Source organism: Xanthomonas sp. 10-10 (assembly GCF_040182365.1).
Taxonomy (GTDB): domain Bacteria; phylum Pseudomonadota; class Gammaproteobacteria; order Xanthomonadales; family Xanthomonadaceae; genus Xanthomonas; species Xanthomonas arboricola_F.
Window position 1 is genome coordinate 2,214,052 of record NZ_CP144460.1, and the last position, 17,585, is coordinate 2,231,636.

The following is a 17,585-nucleotide window of genomic DNA, read 5'->3' on the forward strand; positions in this document are numbered from 1 at the left end:
GAATCCGGCGTTTAGCCCGGTAATTCTAAAGCAGTCCGGTGATGGGTGTGAGGTGGGATGCGGATTGTGTGCTGCGCAGTTGTTGGATGTGTCGCTCGTGTGCGGGACATGCCTGGATCTTTCCGGGTTGGCTGTCTTCCGCAGCACCCTCACCCCAACCCGCGCTTGCGGCGCGCGCGATCCTTGCCTTCCCGCCCCGCAGGAGACGGCTTGGCATGCTGTCTCCGTGGGGCGCAGCTCAGGTCAGGCCGTGTTGCCGGGCCAGGGCGAACAGACCGGCGGCGGCCAGGTCTTCTGGGTGCGCTTGGGTGGCCACGCCCAGATGCGTCAGCGCCAGGGCGTAGCGTTGCGCCAGCGCCGGGCTGCCGACCAGGTGCACGGTGGCGTGGCTGCCGCGATGCTCGCCGAGCTCGTGGCCGATCAGCAGGCCCGAAAGGTACGAGGGCAGGGCCTGTGCACTGAGGCGGTCGAACAAGCCCAGCGTGCGGGTGCCGAACAGGTGGTGGCTGAGGCCGCCGGGGTCTGCGCTGCGATCCACGCCCGACAGGAACGCGGCTTCATCGAGGTCGGCGTGATCGTCGGACATGAGCTTGCCGAGGATGCTGTGCTGGCGCAGCACCGCGTACAGCTCGCCTGTCATCACGGTGGCGAAGTCGGTCAGCTGGCCGTCGGCAATCGTCGCCCATTTGCTGTGTGTGCCAGGCAGGCAGGCGATGTGGTCGCCGTCGCCGAGTGCGGCGATCAGCCCGACCAGCTGGGTTTCTTCGCCACGCATGACATCGGGCACGCCATGCTGCGCGCCGGTGCTGACGCCGGGCACGAACCATAGCGTGCGGCCGGGCAGCAGGTCGTCGTAGCGGCGCATGGCGCCAGCCAGTGCGGCGGTATCGGCCGGGCAGGGCAGGTAGGCCTGCTCGACCCAGCCGTTGCGGCTGCCGATCATGCCCGACAGGACGACCGGACCTTCCCAGCCGTCGATCAAGGCGCTCAGCACCTCGCCAAAGCGGCCCTGGCAGGCGAGGATGCCGTCGCTGCCGCGACGCTGTTCGAGCACGGCACCGGTGGCGTCGAGCAGGTAGGCGCGCAGGCTGCTGGTCCCCCAGTCGACGGCGATCATGCGCTGGCCACCCGGCTTTCGGGCAGGCCGGTTATGGCGAGGTCGCAGACGAACAGGCTTCCGGCTTGGGGCATGCCAGCGAGTTCTTCGGCGCTATGGTCCAGGCGCGAGGAGATCACATGCAGACGGTCCAGCGCCGCGCCGCCGAACGCGCTGCAGGTGGGGTGCTTGACCGGCAGCTGCACGATCCGCTCGACGCTGCCGTCGGGGCGATAACGCACCACGCGCCAGGCGCGCCACTGCGCATTCCACAGATGACCTTCGCTGTCGATGATGGAGCCATCCGGCTCGGCATCGTCGCGATCCAGCGTGGCGAACACGCGCGTGTTGCTGGTCTGCGCGGTGTCCGGATCGTAGTCGCAGCACAGGATCTGCGGGCGCACCGAATCGCAGTAATACAGCGTGCGGCCGTCGAGGCTGAAGCAGATCGAGTTGGGGATCGATACGCCCGGCAACGGCAACGCGCGCAAGCCATGGGCCAGCGAGAACTGATACATCGCGCCGCGCGCAGCCTTGCTGTCGTGCTCGTCCATGGTGCCGAACACCAGGTTGCCGTGCCGGTCGACGCGGCCATCGTTACTGCGCGTGAGCGGGTTGTCTGCTTCGATATCGGCCAGCTTCTCGAACGGCAACAGCTCGTCTTCGGTGCTGTCCGGGTCGACGATGCCGATGGCCTTGGCCAATGCGATCAGCAGGCGGCCGTCGTGCATCAGGCCCAGGCAGCCCGGGCGGTCGGGCAGCGTCCAGTAGCGCGATTGCGCCGTGGCCGGATGATGCCGCCACAGGCGCTTCTCGACGATGTCGACCCAGTACAGCGCCTGGCGCTGCTCGCACCACAGCACGCCTTCGCCATGCGTGCAGCGGCTGTCGACCGCCAGCACGGCGGTGTGTTCGGGCGTGCTCACCATTCGGCGATGCTGCCATCGGCATGACGCCATACCGGGTTGCGCCAGTCCGGCGGATTTTCGTTTGCGCGCTTGAGCATGTCTTCGTCGATCTCCACACCGAGCCCGGGCTTGGGCAGGGCGGCGATACTGCCATCGACACACTGAAAATCGTCTTTATTGATGACGTAGTCGAGCAGGTCGGCGCCTTCGTTGTAGTGGATGCCGATGCTCTGTTCCTGCAGCACCGCGTTGTGCGAGACGAAGTCCACGTGCAGGCAGGCAGCCAGCGCGATCGGGCCGAGCGGGCAGTGCGGGGCGAAGCCGACATCGTAGGCTTCGGCCATCGCGGCGATCTTGACGCACTCGGTGATGCCGCCGGCATGCGACAGGTCCGGCTGCACCATGCCGATGCCGCCGGCGCACAGCACGTTCTTGAATTCGAAACGCGAGAACATGCGCTCGCCGGCCGCCAGCGGGATCGAGGTGCTGGCGGCCAGGCGCGGGTAGTACTCGGCCTGTTCGGCCAGCACCGGTTCCTCGACGAACAGCGGCTTGAACGGTTCCAGCTCGCGCAGCAGCGCCTTGGCCATCGGCGCGCCGACGCGGCCGTGGAAGTCGATGCCGAAGTCGATGGTGTTGCCGAAGGCTTCGCGGATTTCGGCGACCTTGACCACGGCGGCATCCACGGCACGCGCGCTGTCGATCAGCTTCATCTCTTCGGTGCCGTTGAACTTGAAGGTGTCAAAGCCCAGCGCGCGGTAGTCGGTGATCTGCTGGATGATGGCGCCGGGACGGTCGCCGCCGACCCAGCGGTAGGTCTTCATGCGGTCGCGCACCAGCCCGCCCAGCAGCTCGTATACCGGCACGCCCAGCGCCTTGCCCTTGATGTCCCACAAGGCCTGGTCGATACCGGCGATGGCGCTCATCAGGATGGCGCCGCCGCGGTAGAAACCGGCGCGGTACATGGTCTGCCACAGGTCGTTGATGCGCGCCGGATCCTTGCCGACGACATAGCCGGCCAGCTCGTGCACGGCCGCTTCCACGCTGCGCGCGCGGCCCTCGATGACCGGCTCGCCCCAGCCGGTGATGCCCTCGTCGGTCTCGACCTTGAGGAACAACCAGCGCGGTGCGGCATGGTAGGTGGTGAGGCGGGTGATCTTCATCCTTGCAGTTCCTGGTAGGCCTGCACGAACGCGCGTGCATGCGTCTGGGTTGTTTCGAGGGATTGGCCGGGTTTGTACAGTTCGCCGCCGATGCCGGCGCCGGCGGCGCCCTGGGCGATGAAGCCGGCCAGGGTCTGCGGGCTGACGCCGCCGACCACATAGACCGGGATGTGGGTGGGCAGCACCGAGCGCAGCGCGCGCACATGCGCAGCGCCATAAGTTGCGGCCGGGAACAGTTTCAGGATCGTTGCGCCGGCATCGATTGCGTCGAACGCCTCGCTGGCGGTGGCGAAGCCGGCCACCACGGTCAGCCCGCGCGACACCGCATGGCGGATCAGGCTGGGTCGCGTGTTCGGGGTGACGATGAAGCGCGCACCGATGCCGGCCAGGGTGTCGACATCTTCGTTGCGCAGCACCGTGCCGGCGCCGATCCAGGCGCGCTCGCCGTAGGTTTGCTGCGCGAGCGCAATGCTCTCGGCCCAGCGCGGCGAATTGAGCGGGATCTCGATCGCATCGAAGCCGGCGTCGATCAGCGCGCCGACATGGGCGAGTGTGTCTTCCGGGGTGATGCCACGCAGGATGGCGATCAGCGGCAAGGCGAACAGGCTGGCGGTGGTCTGTGAAGTCATGGTGTTACTCGCGATAGAGCGGAAAGCGGCCGTTGGTGGCCAGAAGGCCGGCAGCGTCGGGGGAACTTGCGCAACGGCGGGCGGCAAGCAGGTGCTGCCGATGCGCGATCCGCAAGGTAGAGTGAGGGGCGAAAGAGCGGACGTATGGCTGGGCCGCCAGCGCATGCCCAAGCTGCATGCTTCGCGCTACGGCCCGCAAGTGGCCGGCAAGATGCCGTCATCGTCGTCCACCTCCGCAGTCATGGCGTGCGTGCTGCCATCCGGTCAGAGGCGGTCACGTCTGGTTCTGGCCGCGCCCGGGAGGTAGGGGCTCCTGCTGCGGCGAGCGCTAGCCTCGCCCGGCGAGATATGTGCTGCAAATGAAATTTTCGGCATATTCTATTCCTCCGACGAATACACGGCCGTAACCGCAACCCATGGCAAATTCCGGTACTCCCTGGTTCAACGCAGCCCGCCTCAAGACCCGCCAACTCCTGTTGCTGCTGCATCTGCACGAACAACGCTCGGTGCTGCGCGCGGCCGAGGCCGCCAGCATGACCCAACCGGCCGCCTCCAAGCTGCTGGCCGAGATGGAAGACATGCTGGGGGTGAAATTGTTCGAGCGGCATGCCCGCGGTGTCGAGCCCACCTGGTACGGTCATGTGCTGATCCGGCGCGCCCGCGCGGCGATGTCGGAGATCGGCCGGGCCCAGGAAGAAATCGCCGCGCTGCGCGCCGGCCGCATGGGCCAGGCGTCGATCGGGACCGTGGTCAATCCAGGGACCAACCTGGTGCCGCAGGCGATCGCCGAGGTCAAACGCGAGTTCCCGGACATCCTGGTGCGGGTGGAGATGGACTACAGCCGGCCGTTGGTGGCGAAATTGCTCGATGGCCAGCTGGATATCGTGATCGGCCGCATCCTGGGCCCGGAAGGCGTGGGCGAGCTGGAGTTCGAGCCGCTGGCCGATGAGCCGCATTCGGTGATCGCACGTGCCGGCCACCCGCTGGCCAGCCGGGTCGGTCTGCAGCATGCGGACCTGGTACGGCACGGCTGGATCCTGCCGCCGGCCGACAGCGTCTTGCGCGCACGGCTGGACTCGATGTTCATGGAGCACGGCGTGCAGACGCCGACCAATGCGATCGAAACCTCGTCGTTGCCGGTGACCTCGACCCTGTTGCGTGGCACCGACATGCTGACCGCCCTGCCGGTGGAGTCGGTGGCGCCGCTGATCCAGGCCAAGTTGCTGACGGTGCTGCCGATCGAACTGGGGGTGCGGATGGAATCGTTCGGCATCATCCGCCGGCGCGATTACATCCTGCCGCCCGGCGCCGAGCGCATCCTGCAGGCGCTGCGGACCACCGCACGGCGTTTGTACCCGGGTCTGCGTGGGCCGGAATCCCTTGGCTAGCGGGCTCTTCCATTTGTATTCCCTGAGGTAATACCAGTCCGTGAATTTTTCATTGGCTGGCGCTAGACCGTGCGCCTATATCTGTGCGCCAGATCGCACGCTGAAGCGCACGTGAAGTCGGGCAGGTGATCGGCGGGCAAACCGCCAGAGAGAGAGCGGGGGCGGGCGTTCGCGTCGGCTCCCGCATGATCCCGCGGGCCGCGCCACGGCGCCGCGACAACCAGTCTTCAGTCGTCTAGCGTCCTGGGAGGGATTCGGATGTACAAGTTTTCAAGCCATGCCTCGGCAGGGACGGGCGTGCACGCACGTCGTACCCCGCGTTTGCGTCATTCGGCCATGGCCGTCAGCATCGGGTTGCTGCTCGCCGCCCCTGCGTACGCGCAACGGGCGCCGTCCCCGCAGACCGCTCCCGCCACCAACGCCGGCGCCAGCGCCAGCGCGGTGGATCTGGATACGGTGGAAGTGCGCGGTGTGCGCGCCAGCCTGATCAAGTCGCAGGTGATCAAGCGCGACTCCACCCAGATCGTGGATTCGGTCAGCGCCGAAGACATCGGCGCGCTGCCCGACCGCAGCGTCACCGAAACCCTGCAGCGCGTCAGCGGCGTGACCATCGACCACTTCGCCGCACGCAGCGATCCGGACCATTTCTCCGCCGAAGGCAGCGGAGTGATGATCCGCGGCCTGACCCAGGTGCGCGGCGAACTCAATGGGCGCGACATCTTCAGCGCCGCCAGCGGCCGCGGCCTGAGTTTCGAAGACGTGCCGGCCGAGTTGATGGCCGGCGTGGACGTGTACAAGAACCCCTCGGCGGAAATCATCGAAGGCGGCCTGGGCGGCACGGTCAATCTGCGCACGCGCATGCCGTTCGACAATCCGGGCCGCATCGTCGGCGGCAACGTCGACGTCAACTACGGCGACATGAGCAAGAAGTACAAGCCCTCGGCCTCGTTCCTGTTCAGCGATCGCTGGCAGACCGGCGTCGGCGAGATGGGCTTCATGATCGACATCGCCCATTCGGAACTGGCCACGCGCTCGGACGGCATCCAGGTGGAGCCGTATGTGCGCCGCACCGACGACGCGGTGCTGGCCGGCAGCGGGCGTACCGAGGTCTACGTGCCCGGTGGCGTCAACTGGCGTCAGCTGGATTTCGAACGCAAGCGCGACGGTATCGCCGCAGCGTTTCAGTGGAAGCCCAGCGACCAGACCGAGATCTACGCGCAATACCTGCGGTCGCGTTACGACATGAACTGGCAGGAGCGCGCGGCGTTCTTCAACGACAGCAACAACAGCATCAGCCCGGCGCCGGGCACCACCTTCCAGTACGACCAGGACGGCGTATTCCAGCGCGGTTCGCCGGTGTCCAATTCCTGGCGCGGCGTGCTGACCGGCGATGGCGTGCGTTTCAATACCGACAACCGCTACTCCGATCAGCAGACCACCACCTCGGATCTGTCGGTGGGCTTCAGCCATTACTTCAACGACAACCTGCAGATCAAGGGCGATGTGCAGCTGGTGCAGTCGGACAACGACCAGCTGGACTTCACCGTGTTCAGCGCGACCTACCTGCCCGGGTTGACCTATGACGTGTCGGGCAAGTACCCGCGCGTGGACATCGCCAACCAGGGCTTCCCCCAGGACCCGTCCAATTATTTCTGGGCGGCGGCGATGGATCACCTGGGCAAGAACCGTGGACGTCAGCTCTCCACGCGGGTGGACCTGGAATACACCTTCCAGGACAGCAGCTGGCTGCGGTTTGCGCGCTTTGGCATGCGCGCCACCGACCGCAACCAGACCAACAAGAACTCCGGCTACAACTGGGGCGTGTTGTCGGACAACTGGGCGGCGATCCCCGGCAGCGCCACGGGGCTGGCGGACATGTCGCAGTACCTGCCCGACGAGTCGTCGCAGTTCACCTTCAAGAACTTCTTTCGTGGCGGGGTGAACGTGCCCACCACGCTGGTGGTGCCCAACGGTGGGCTGGTCAAGAACTACCGCCGCGCATCGGAGCTGCTGCAGCAGCAGATCGTGGCATTGCGTGGATGGGGTTGGGCGCCGGATAGCTACCAGCCGCAGGACACCAACCGCCAGTTCGAGCGCACCCAGGCCGCCTACGCTGCGCTGTATTTTGGTAACGACGAAGCATGGGGCGTGCCGGTGGACGGCAATATCGGCGTGCGCATCGTGCAGACCAAGACCCAGGCCGAAGGCTTCGGTCAGTTTCAGGATCTGTCCGGTCTGAACGTGTCGCCGGAGCTGCAGGCCCGCTACACCGGCCAGTACTTCGACAACAACTCGCAGGGCAGCTACACCAACGTGCTGCCGAGCTTGAACATGCGTTTCCGCTTCACCGACACCTTGCAGTGGCGCATTGCCGCGTCCAAGGCGATGGCGCGCCCGGACTACACCCAGTTGCAGCCGTACGTGCTGCTCAACGTGGAAACCGACGACGCCGGCAATGCGACCAACTTCGTCGGCACTGCGGGCAACCCGACCCTCAAGCCGATGACCGCCAACCAGTTCGACACCGCATTGGAGTGGTACTTCGATACCAGCGACATGCTGTACACCACGCTGTTCTACAAGAAGGTCAAGGATTACTTCTCCACCCAGACCCGCAGCGAGACCTATGACAACCGCGAGTGGCTGGTGACCCGCCCCTACAACACCGACGAAGGCACCATCCGCGGTGCCGAAGTGGGCTACACGCAGTTCTTCGACCAGTTGCCGGGCTGGATGAGCGGCTTCGGCATCAATGCCAACTTCACCTTCGTCGACAGCAAGGGCGGCGCCAATACCGCCATCGACCCGTACACCCGCACCACGGTGACCGGCGTCGAGCTGCCGCTGGAAGGCTTGTCGCGGCGTAGCTACAACCTGGCCGGCATCTATGAAAAAGGCCCGCTGTCGCTGCGTCTGGCCTACAACTGGCGCTCACGGTATCTGCTGACCACCAGCGACGCGGCCACGCGCCTGCCGACCTGGGCCGACGACTACGGCCAGCTCGACGGCTCGTTCTTCTATCGCTTCAACGAGCATCTGCAGCTGGGCGTGCAGGCCAACAACCTCACCAACACCGTGACCAAGGTGCTGATGGGTCCGACCTCGTACGCCGATGGCGAAGTGGACCCGCGCCTGTACACGCGCTCGTCCTTCGTCAACGACCGCCGCTATTCGCTGGTGCTGCGCATGAACTGGTAAGTGCGCCCGGTCACGTCCCGGCTGTGCGCTGATCGGCATGGTCGAGCCCGTTGCCCGGGATTCGGTAGGTCTGGCCTGTAATGCCGGACCTACCGGGTTTGCCGTGCTTGATATAGTTTTAACGAATACCTTTCCAGGAATATTTCATTGGTGTGGCATGACGGCAGCGCCCTATGCTCCCGCCGCAGCCGCAGGTCTGCCCGCCAGGGCGACCGCGCATCCACACCTGCCGGTCTTCCGGTGGCGGATGCGGGCCAGCAACAACGACGGGCAGGGCGTTCGCGCACCGGCCCGCTAAAACGAGTAGTACATGCGTCCTGGGAGGGAGCACCATGTCAGTGCAACATCGCCACATTCCGGCAGGCCGGGCTGTGGGTCAGCGTTCGATCCGTGATTTCCGCCGCTCCGTGATGGCCATCAGTGTGGCCACGCTGTTGAGCGCGCAGGCCTATGCGCAGGATGCGACCACCACTGCCGCGCCCGTATCGGACGCGACGACCCAGCAGCTGGACACCGTGCAGGTCACCGGCACGCGCAGCAGCGTCACCAAGGCGCAGCTGGTCAAGCAGAACGCCGAGCAGATCGTCGATTCGATCGTCGCCGAAGATATCGGCAAGCTGCCCGACAACAACGTGGCCGAGGCGCTGCAACGCATCTCCGGCATCCAGATTTCGCGCAACTACGGCGAAGGCAGCTCGATCGCCATCCGCGGCCTGACCCAGGTGCGTACCGAACTCAATGGCCGCGACATCTTCACCGCCAACGACGGCCGTGGCCTGAGCTTCGAAGACGTGTCGGCCGAGTTGCTAGGCGGCGTCAATGTCTACAAGAATCCCTCGGCCGACATGATCGAAGGTGGCCTGGGCGGCACCGTCGACCTGCGCACGCGTCTGCCGTTCGATTACGACGGCCGCAAGATCGCCGGCAGCGTGCAGTACAACTATTACGACCTGGCAGACGACGGCAAGCCGGCGTTCTCGGGCCTGTTCAGCGATCGCTGGCAGACCGGGATCGGCGAGATCGGCATCCTGGTGAACTACTCGCAGCAAAAGAGCCCGTTCCGCCAGGACACCATCTCGATCGAACCGTGGTACACCCAGACCGATCTGCCCGGCTATGAAGGCCAGGAGATCTCGGTGCCGCATGGCGCCGGCATCAACACCACCGTCGGCGAGCGCGAGCGCAAGACCGGCGCGTTTGCGATGCAGTGGCGCCCGAACGATGCGGTCGAGGTCTATACGCAGGTGCTGCGTTCGGACTACGACTTCAGCTGGCACGATTATTCGTTCTTCGCGTTGACCGGCGCCAACCCGATGCAGGGCACGCCCGGCATCCAGGTCAACGACCGCAACGAGTTCGTCAACGGCACCTTCCAGAACGTGCCGGCCGACTCCAATACCAGCCTGACCGAGCGGCATTCGGTGACCACCGATTACTCGCTGGGCGCCAAGTGGACGGTCAACGAAAAGCTGACCCTGAGCACCGACTTCCAGTACGTCGACGCCACCACCACCGGCACGCGCTACATCGTGGCGACCGGCCTGAACAACACGCCGTTCTTCAACGTCGACTTCCGTGGCGACCTGCCCAAGCTGTCGGTGACCGACGCCAGCGGGGCAGAGGGCTTCCTGGCCGACCAGAACAACTACAACGGCTGGCGCTGGCACCTGGACAACAAGGACGACAACAAGGGCACCGAGTTCGCCTGGCGTTCGGACATGGATCTGGCGTTCGACAGCGATTTCGTGCGCAGCTTCAAGGCTGGCGTGCGTTACACAGACCGCGATGCCGAGACCAAGGGCAACGTCTACCGCTTCATGTGCATCAATGGCTGCGCCGGCACGCCGTTCTCGCAGTTCCCCACCGTGGGCGTGGTGACCAACCCGATCACCGACTTCTTCCGCGGCAAGAGCAGCACCTTCGGCCCGACCTTGACCGCCTCCGATGCGGCCGTGGCCAACTACGAGCAGACGCTGGCCACCTTCGGCGGCACTCCGCTGGAATTTGCGCCCAACAACATCAATACGCAGAACGAAAAGACCTATGCGGCTTACGGCGTGCTGCGCTTCGGCGTGGACGGCGACATCCCGTTCGACGGCAACATCGGTGTGCGCGTGGTGCGGACCGAAGTCGGCTCGCAGGGCGTGCGTACCGGTACCGACGCCGAAGGCGGCGGCCTGATTCCGGTCGACGCGCAGCAGACCTATACCGACGTGCTGCCGAGCCTGAACCTGCGTTGGATGCTGAGCGACCAGCTGCAGTGGCGTTTTGCGGCCTCGCGCGGTATTTCGCGCCCGACCTTCGATCGCCTCAACCCCAACCTGAGCCTGAGCACCGGCACCTCCAACGGCGCCTCGACCTTCACCGGCACCGCAGGTAACCCGAACCTGGAAGCGGTCAAGGCCGACCAGTTCGACACCGCGCTGGAGTGGTACTTCGGTCAGGGCTCGATGATGTACGGCACCCTGTTCTACAAGAAGGTCGAAGGCTTCATCGCCAATGCCGTCTTCAACGAGGTGTACGACGGCCAGGTGTGGCAGATCACCCGTCCGGTCAATGGCGACTCGGGCAAGATCCGCGGTGCGGAACTGGGTTACACGCAGTTCTTCGACTTCCTGCCGGGCTGGCTGAGCGGCTTCGGCCTGCAGACCAACTACACCTACGTCGACAGCGAGGCGCCGAGCCCGACTGCCACCGACACCAACGGCCAGTCGTTGACGGTGCCGCTGGAAGGCCTGTCCAAGAACAGCTACAACGCGATCCTCAGCTACGAAACCTCGCGCTTCCAGGGCCGTGTGGCCTACAACTGGCGCAGCGACTGGCTGGTGACCACCGCAGGCAACGGCACCGGCAATCTGCCGGTCTACAACAAGGGCTTCGGCCAGCTGGACGCCTCGCTGCGTTTCAACATCAATGATGTGTGGTCGATTTCGCTGGATGGCGTGAATCTGCTCGATACCCGCCGCGAAAGCTACCTGGGTAACGAGTCGCGCTACCGCGACTTCGTGATCAACGATCGTCGGTATGGCCTGACCTTGCGGGCCAGCCTGTAGAACGCGCCGTAGGAAGTGCGTCGCCGGTCCGGCGAGCTGTGCAGGCAGTTCGCTGGGCCGGCGTTTTTCCTATCGATGGGGTTGCCGTCGATCGCGAAGGGAGCCGGAGGAATGATCGCCATGATCGATCCGCCTACTAAGCGCCGCTTTTTCGCAGCACACGCGTGGCCGACTGCCGTTTGCCTGACGCTGGTGTTGCTCCTCATGACGTCTCACGTGCACGCGGCCGAGCCCGTCACGCAGGGGCCTTACCACTGGCGCAGCGTGGCCATTGGCGGTGGCGGCTTTGTCACCGGTGTAGTGTTTCATCCCGCCGAACGCGATCTTGCCTATGCGCGCACCGATGTCGGTGGTGCGTATCGCTGGGATGCGCATGCGCAGCAGTGGGTGGCGCTGACCGACTGGTTGGGCGCCGACGACTGGAACCTGATGGGCATCGATGCGTTCGCCATCGACCCTGGCAATCCCGATGCCATCTATCTGGCGGCGGGCACCTACATGCACGCGCGCGCCGGCAATGCGGCAGTGCTGCGTTCGTTCGATCGCGGCAAAAGCTTCGAGCGCGCCGAGCTGTCGTTCAAGCTTGGTGGCAATCAGCTTGGCCGCGCCAATGGCGAGCGGCTGGCGGTGGACCCGCACGATGGCCGGGTGCTGTTGCTGGGCTCACGTGATGCAGGCCTGTGGCGCAGCGATGATCGCGGCGCGCACTGGGCGCGGGTGGAAGGATTTCCTGCCGAGGCGCTGGCCGCTGCCACTGCGCGCAACCATGTCGGACGCGAGCAGGCGGTGGGGATCGCCTTTGTCGTGTTCGACCCCGCCAGCGGCCGCGCTGGCAGTCCCACGCCACGGATCTACGTCGGCGTCTCCACCGCGCAGACCAGCCTGTATGTCTCCGACGATGCCGGTCGCACCTGGTCGGCGGTGGCCGGGCAGCCGCAGGGCTTGCGCCCCAGCCATATGGACGGCGGCCGCGATGGGCAGTGGTATCTCAGTTATGGCGATCAGCCCGGCCCGGACTTGATGGCCGGGGGGGCGTTGTGGAAGTACAGCCCGGCGCAGGGGCGCTGGAGCGAGATCAGCCCGATTCCGCAACCGGCCAATGGCGATGGTTTCGGCTGGGGCGCGGTGGCGGTGGACCCGCAGGATCCGCAGGTGCTGCTGGCCAGCACCTTCCGCCGGCGTGCGCCGCGCGATGAGCTATTCCGCAGCGTCGACGGCGGCAAGCACTGGACGCCGCTGTTGGCCGATGCGGTGTTCGATCACAGCGCCGCGCCGTGGACCGCGCATGCCACACCGCACTGGATGGGCGCGCTGGCGATCGATCCGTTTGACGGCAACCACGCGCTGTTCGTCACCGGCTACGGCATCTGGGCCTCGCGCAACCTGCGCGATTTCGCCGGCAAGCGGCAGCCGTTGCAGTGGTGGTTCCAGGACCGTGGGCTGGAAGAGACCGTGCCCCTGGACCTGCTCAGCCCGATGGGCGGTGCGCATCTGCTCAGCGCGCTGGGCGATATCGATGGATTCCGCCACGACGCGCTGGACACCGCGCAGCTGCAGTATGGCGGCCCGCGTCTGACCAACGGTGAGAGCATCGATGCTGCGGGGCAGGCGCCGCTGACCGTGGTGCGTAGCGGCACCGTGCGCGATCGTCGCAACAACGAGATCCGCGCGCTGGTGTCGCAGGATGGCGGGGTGCACTGGAGCGCCTTCGCCAGCGAACCGCCGGCCGGGCAGGGTGCGGGCACCATTGCCATCGCAGCCGATGCATCGCAGGTGGTCTGGGCGCCCGCCAACGGCGGCAACTGGCGCACGGCCGATTTCGGCAAGCGCTGGCAGCGCGTGCAAGGGCTTCCTGATACTGCGGTGGTGGTGGCCGACCGTGTCGATGCACAGCGCTGGTATGCCGCCGACACCGTCAGCGGACGCTTTTATGAAAGTACCGACGGCGCGGCCAGCTTCCGCGATACCGGGCAACAGGCAGGCAACCCTGCGCGCGATGAGCGCGCGCGTCCGCAGCTGCGGCCCGACCCCTGGCGTGCTGGCGTGGTGTATCTGGCCAGTCCGTCGCTGGGCGTGCTGCGCTGGCAGGACGCACGCATGCAGACCGTGTCCAAGCCGGATGAAGCGCGCTCGCTGGGCATCGGCAAGCCGCTGCGTGCGGGCGCACCGCCGGCGTTGTATCTGGCCGGGCGGGTGGCCGGTGTGGATGGTGTGTTCCGTTCCGACGACGAGGGCGCGCAGTGGCTGCGCATCAACGACGACGCGCACCGTTTCGGCAAGCCTTACAGCGTCACCGGCGACCCGCGACTTGCTGGTCGCGTCTACTTCGCCACCGGTGGCCGTGGCATCTTCTATGGCGACCCACGATGAGCGCTGCGTGCCTGCGCGCGGCATCGCGCTGCCGTACCTTGACCCGCTTCATCCCCCATCGCCTCGCTGCGCGCCGACTGGCCGCGCCGCTGCCGGAGATCACCGTATGACCGCACGTCTCGTTTGCCGCGCCTGCCTGCTGGCTCTGGCGCTGGCCAGCCCACTCGCGCTGGCCCAGCCGACCCTGCCGCTGTTGTTTGCCGATGGCGCAGTGTTGCAGCGCGACCAGCCCATGCCGGTGTGGGGTTGGGCATCGCCGAATGCCGCGATCACCGTCAGCTTCGATGGCAAGCGCGCCACCGCCAGGGCCGACGCGCAGGGCGCATGGAAGGTCACACTGCCGGCGCACACCGCCGGCGGCCCGTACGTGTTGAGCGTGCAGGGCGATGGCGGGCAGCTGCAGGTGCGCGATGTACTGGTCGGCGATGTCTGGCTTGCCAGCGGGCAATCGAATATGGAATGGCCACTGGCGCAGGCCAGCGATGGTCCGCAGGCGATGGCCGCCGCCAACGACCCGCAGTTGCGCCACTTCAAGGTGCCCAAGTCGTGGTCGGTGCAGCCGGAAACGCGCCTGACCGGTGGCGCGTGGAAAGCGGCCACGCCGGACACTGCCGGCGAGTTCACCGCGGTGGGGTATTTCTTCGCCAGTGAGCTGCGCGCCAGCACCGGCGTGCCGATCGGCATCGTCAACAGCACCTGGGGCGGCAGTTCGATCGAGGCGTGGATGGACGCCGCGTCGCTGGGTTTGAATGCCGAGCAGAACCAGGGCGCGATCGAGGCGATCAAGCAACGCGACGCTGCCGCACAGGCCACCACCGGCAAGCGCATCGCGCGCTGGCCCAAGGTGGATGGCGACATGCCGCAGTGGCGCGAACCGACGTTCGACGACCGCGATTGGGACAGCATCCCGACCACCCAGCAGTGGGAATCCAGCGGGTACGACGGCATGGACGGCATCGCCTGGTACCGCACCACGGTGACAGTGAGCGCGGCCGAGGCCAAGGCCGGCCTCACGCTGGGCGTGGGGCAGATCGACGATTCCGATATCACCTACGTCAACGGCACCAAGGTTGGCGAGACCACCAAGCAGTGGAACCTGCCGCGCGTGTACAACGTGCCGGCCTCCGCATTGCATGCAGGCGTCAACCACATCGCCGTGCGGGTGGAGGATCTCAGTGGCGGTGGCGGCATGCATGGCCCGGACGAGCAGCGTTTCGTGCAGACCAAGGCGGGTGCCAAGCGCGCGTTGAGCGGCTGGAAATTCCGCCCCGCCGCGGTGCGCGTGTCGCTGGCCGACAACAAGAATCAGCTGCCCACGCTGCTGTACAACCAGATGATCCATCCGCTGCAGCCGTTCCCGGTCAAGGGCGTGATCTGGTACCAGGGCGAAACCGATGCCACCGAAAGCGGAGCAGTGCCGTATCGCGAACATTTCGCCGCGATGATCCAGCAATGGCGCGCAGAACGCGGGACGAAAGCGCTGCCGTTCCTGTGGGTGCAGCTGGCCAACTTCAAGGCCGGCGACGACAAGGCCGAGCTGAGCCCGTGGGCGTTGTTGCGCGAGTCGCAGTCCAAGACGCTGGCGCTACCGGCGACTGGCCAGGCAGTGATCATCGATATCGGCAACCCCACCGACATCCATCCCACCAACAAGCGCGATGTCGGCCAGCGCCTGGCGCTCGCCGCGCGGCACGTGGCCTACGGCCAGACGCTCGTCTACAGCGCACCGGTATTCAAGCGCGCGAGCTTTGAAGGCGGCAAGGCGGTGCTGACCTTCGATCTGCAGGGCAGTGCGCTGCAGGTCCGTGGTGGTGGCGCGGTGCAGGGCTTGCGCATCGCCGGTGCCGATCAGCGCTTCCATCCAGCCACCGCGCAGATCGAGGGCGACCGCGTGATCGTGCGCAGCGATGCGGTGCCTGCACCGGTTGCCGTGCGCTATGGCTGGAGCGAGAACCCCGACGACGCCAACCTGATCAATCGCGACGCACTTCCTGTTTCCCCCTTCCGCACCGATACCTGGTGACCAGGAGTCTTATGTCCATGCATTCCCCCGTTGCACGTGTGATTACTCTTTCCACTGCACGCCGCTGCCTGCGTCCGCTGCTGCTGTCCGCGCTGACACTGGCCCTGGCTGCATGCCAATCCGGCGAGCAGGCCGAACAGGCCAAACCTGCTGGCCCCGCACCGGCTGCCGGCACCGCAGCGACGGCACCTGCCACTGCAGCGGCGCCGGCTGCGCAGACACCGATGCCGCAGTTCGTCAGCAAGGACGGCAAGCATGCGTTGATGGTTGATGGCGCGCCATTCCTGATCCTGGGCGCGCAGGTCAACAATTCCAGCAACTACCCCGGCGTGATGGACAAGGTGTGGCCGGCCATGCAGGTGCTGGGTCCCAACACGGTGCAAGTGCCGATCGCCTGGGAGCAGGTGGAGCCGGAAGAAGGCAAGTTCGATTTCTCCTTCGTCGATACGCTGCTCGCCCAGGCGCGCGAACACAAGGTGCGCCTGGTGCTGCTGTGGTTCGCCACCTGGAAGAACAATGGTCCGGCGTATGCCCCGCTGTGGGTCAAGGCCGACAATCAGCGCTTCCCGCGCGTGATCACCCGCGAGGGCAAGGCGATCGGCTCGCTGTCGCCACACGCACAGGCCACGCTGGACGCCGACCGCAAGGCGTTCGTCGCCTTCATGCAGCACCTGAAGAAGGTCGACCCGCAACACACCGTGATCATGATCCAGCCGGAAAACGAGCCGGGCACCTACGGCAGCGTGCGCGATTTTTCGCCGATGGCGCAGAAACTGTTCGACGGCCCGGTGCCGGAGGAACTGCTCAAGCGCTTGAACAAGCAGCCGGGCAACTGGGCGCAGGTGTTCGGCGCCGATGCCGATGAAATCTTCCATGCGTGGTCGATCGGCCGCTACATCGACCAGGTGGCCGAAGCCGGCAAGGCCGAATACCCGTTGCCGATGTACGTCAATGCCGCGCTGCGTGGCCCCTTCAATCCGGGTCAGCCCGGCCAGTACGCCAGCGGTGGCCCCACCGACAACGTGCTCGACGTGTGGAAGGCCGCCGGCCCGCATATCGATCTGCTGGCGCCGGACATCTACATGCCCGAATACCGCATGTACACCACGGTGCTGGAGCGCTATGCGCGCCCGGACAATGCCTTGTTCGTGGCCGAAACCGGCAACCGCCAGGAGTACGCGCGTTACCTGTATCCAACGCTGGGCCACGACGGCATCGGCTGGTCGGCCTTCGGCATGGATTACACGCGCTATTCCAACTACCCGCTGGGCGCCAAGCACGTCAACGAAGAAACACTGGCACCGTTCGCGCTGGGGTTCCAGGCCGTGAGCATGGGCATGCGCCCGTTCGCCAAGGCCGCGTCCGAAGGCAAGCTGCACGGCACCGCCGAAGAGCCAGGCCAGGCGGTGCAGGAGCTCAAGCTCAACGACCGCTGGGGCGCCACCATCACCTACGGCGTGCCGCAGTTCTGGTTCAAGGGCGAGCCGTCGGGCAACCCCGAGCCGATCGGCGCCGCCCTGATCGCCGAGCTGGGCCCGGATGAATTTCTGGTCACCGGCTACCACGTGCGCGTGACCTTGCACCCGGCCAGCGACGCGACGGCGAACATGTTCTACGACCGCGTCGAGGAAGGCGTGTACGACGACGCCCAGTGGAAGTTCCAGCGCAACTGGAACGGCGACCAGACCGATTACGGCGTCAATTTTTCCAGCGTGCCGCAGCTGCTCAAGATCAAGCTCGCCACCTACAAATAATCA

The 17,585-nt window shown here is 66.0% G+C and carries 10 protein-coding genes; 6 read left to right on the forward strand and 4 right to left on the reverse strand.

The window, feature by feature from the left end:
* Positions 1-238 precede the first annotated feature (238 nt).
* Genes VZ068_RS09485 through VZ068_RS09500 form a run of 4 tightly spaced genes read right to left on the reverse strand, consistent with a single transcriptional unit; the run spans position 239 to position 3,796 of the window.
* The gene (locus VZ068_RS09485) at positions 239-1,117 is read right to left on the reverse strand and encodes a 2-dehydro-3-deoxygalactonokinase (protein ID WP_259153916.1); all 879 of its coding nucleotides are present in this window, start codon (positions 1,115-1,117) and stop codon (positions 239-241) included.
* The gene (locus tag VZ068_RS09490; protein ID WP_349657490.1) at positions 1,114-2,025 is read right to left on the reverse strand and encodes an SMP-30/gluconolactonase/LRE family protein; all 912 of its coding nucleotides are present in this window, start codon (positions 2,023-2,025) and stop codon (positions 1,114-1,116) included. The genes VZ068_RS09485 and VZ068_RS09490 overlap by 4 nt, the downstream gene beginning before the upstream one ends.
* Positions 2,019-3,167, reverse strand: a complete 1,149-nt coding sequence (dgoD, locus tag VZ068_RS09495; protein WP_039404273.1) for a galactonate dehydratase — start codon at positions 3,165-3,167, stop codon at positions 2,019-2,021. The genes VZ068_RS09490 and dgoD overlap by 7 nt, the downstream gene beginning before the upstream one ends.
* A complete protein-coding gene (locus tag VZ068_RS09500; RefSeq protein WP_349657491.1) occupies positions 3,164-3,796 on the reverse strand; it encodes a 2-dehydro-3-deoxy-6-phosphogalactonate aldolase in 633 nt (210 codons plus the stop codon). The genes dgoD and VZ068_RS09500 overlap by 4 nt, the downstream gene beginning before the upstream one ends.
* A gap of 416 nt (positions 3,797-4,212) precedes the next feature.
* Here VZ068_RS09500 and VZ068_RS09505 point away from each other — a divergent pair, with 416 nt between their 5' ends.
* From VZ068_RS09505 to galD, 6 genes are all read left to right on the forward strand, one after another.
* A complete protein-coding gene (locus tag VZ068_RS09505; RefSeq protein ID WP_259153921.1) occupies positions 4,213-5,184 on the forward strand; it encodes a LysR family transcriptional regulator in 972 nt (323 codons plus the stop codon).
* A gap of 258 nt (positions 5,185-5,442) precedes the next feature.
* Positions 5,443-8,382, forward strand: a complete 2,940-nt coding sequence (locus VZ068_RS09510) for a TonB-dependent receptor (protein WP_349657492.1) — start codon at positions 5,443-5,445, stop codon at positions 8,380-8,382.
* Between the two features lie 332 nt (positions 8,383-8,714).
* The gene (locus VZ068_RS09515) at positions 8,715-11,435 is read left to right on the forward strand and encodes a TonB-dependent receptor (RefSeq protein ID WP_349657493.1); all 2,721 of its coding nucleotides are present in this window, start codon (positions 8,715-8,717) and stop codon (positions 11,433-11,435) included.
* A gap of 111 nt (positions 11,436-11,546) precedes the next feature.
* A complete protein-coding gene (locus VZ068_RS09520; RefSeq protein WP_349657494.1) occupies positions 11,547-13,805 on the forward strand; it encodes a cellulase in 2,259 nt (752 codons plus the stop codon).
* A gap of 106 nt (positions 13,806-13,911) precedes the next feature.
* On the forward strand, positions 13,912-15,828 hold the full coding sequence (locus VZ068_RS09525) for a sialate O-acetylesterase (protein WP_349657495.1): 1,917 nt from the start codon (positions 13,912-13,914) through the stop codon (positions 15,826-15,828).
* An 83-nt stretch (positions 15,829-15,911) separates the two neighbouring features.
* The gene (galD, locus tag VZ068_RS09530) at positions 15,912-17,582 is read left to right on the forward strand and encodes a GH35 family beta-galactosidase GalD (RefSeq protein WP_349657675.1); all 1,671 of its coding nucleotides are present in this window, start codon (positions 15,912-15,914) and stop codon (positions 17,580-17,582) included.
* The last annotated feature ends 3 nt before the right edge of the window (positions 17,583-17,585 follow it).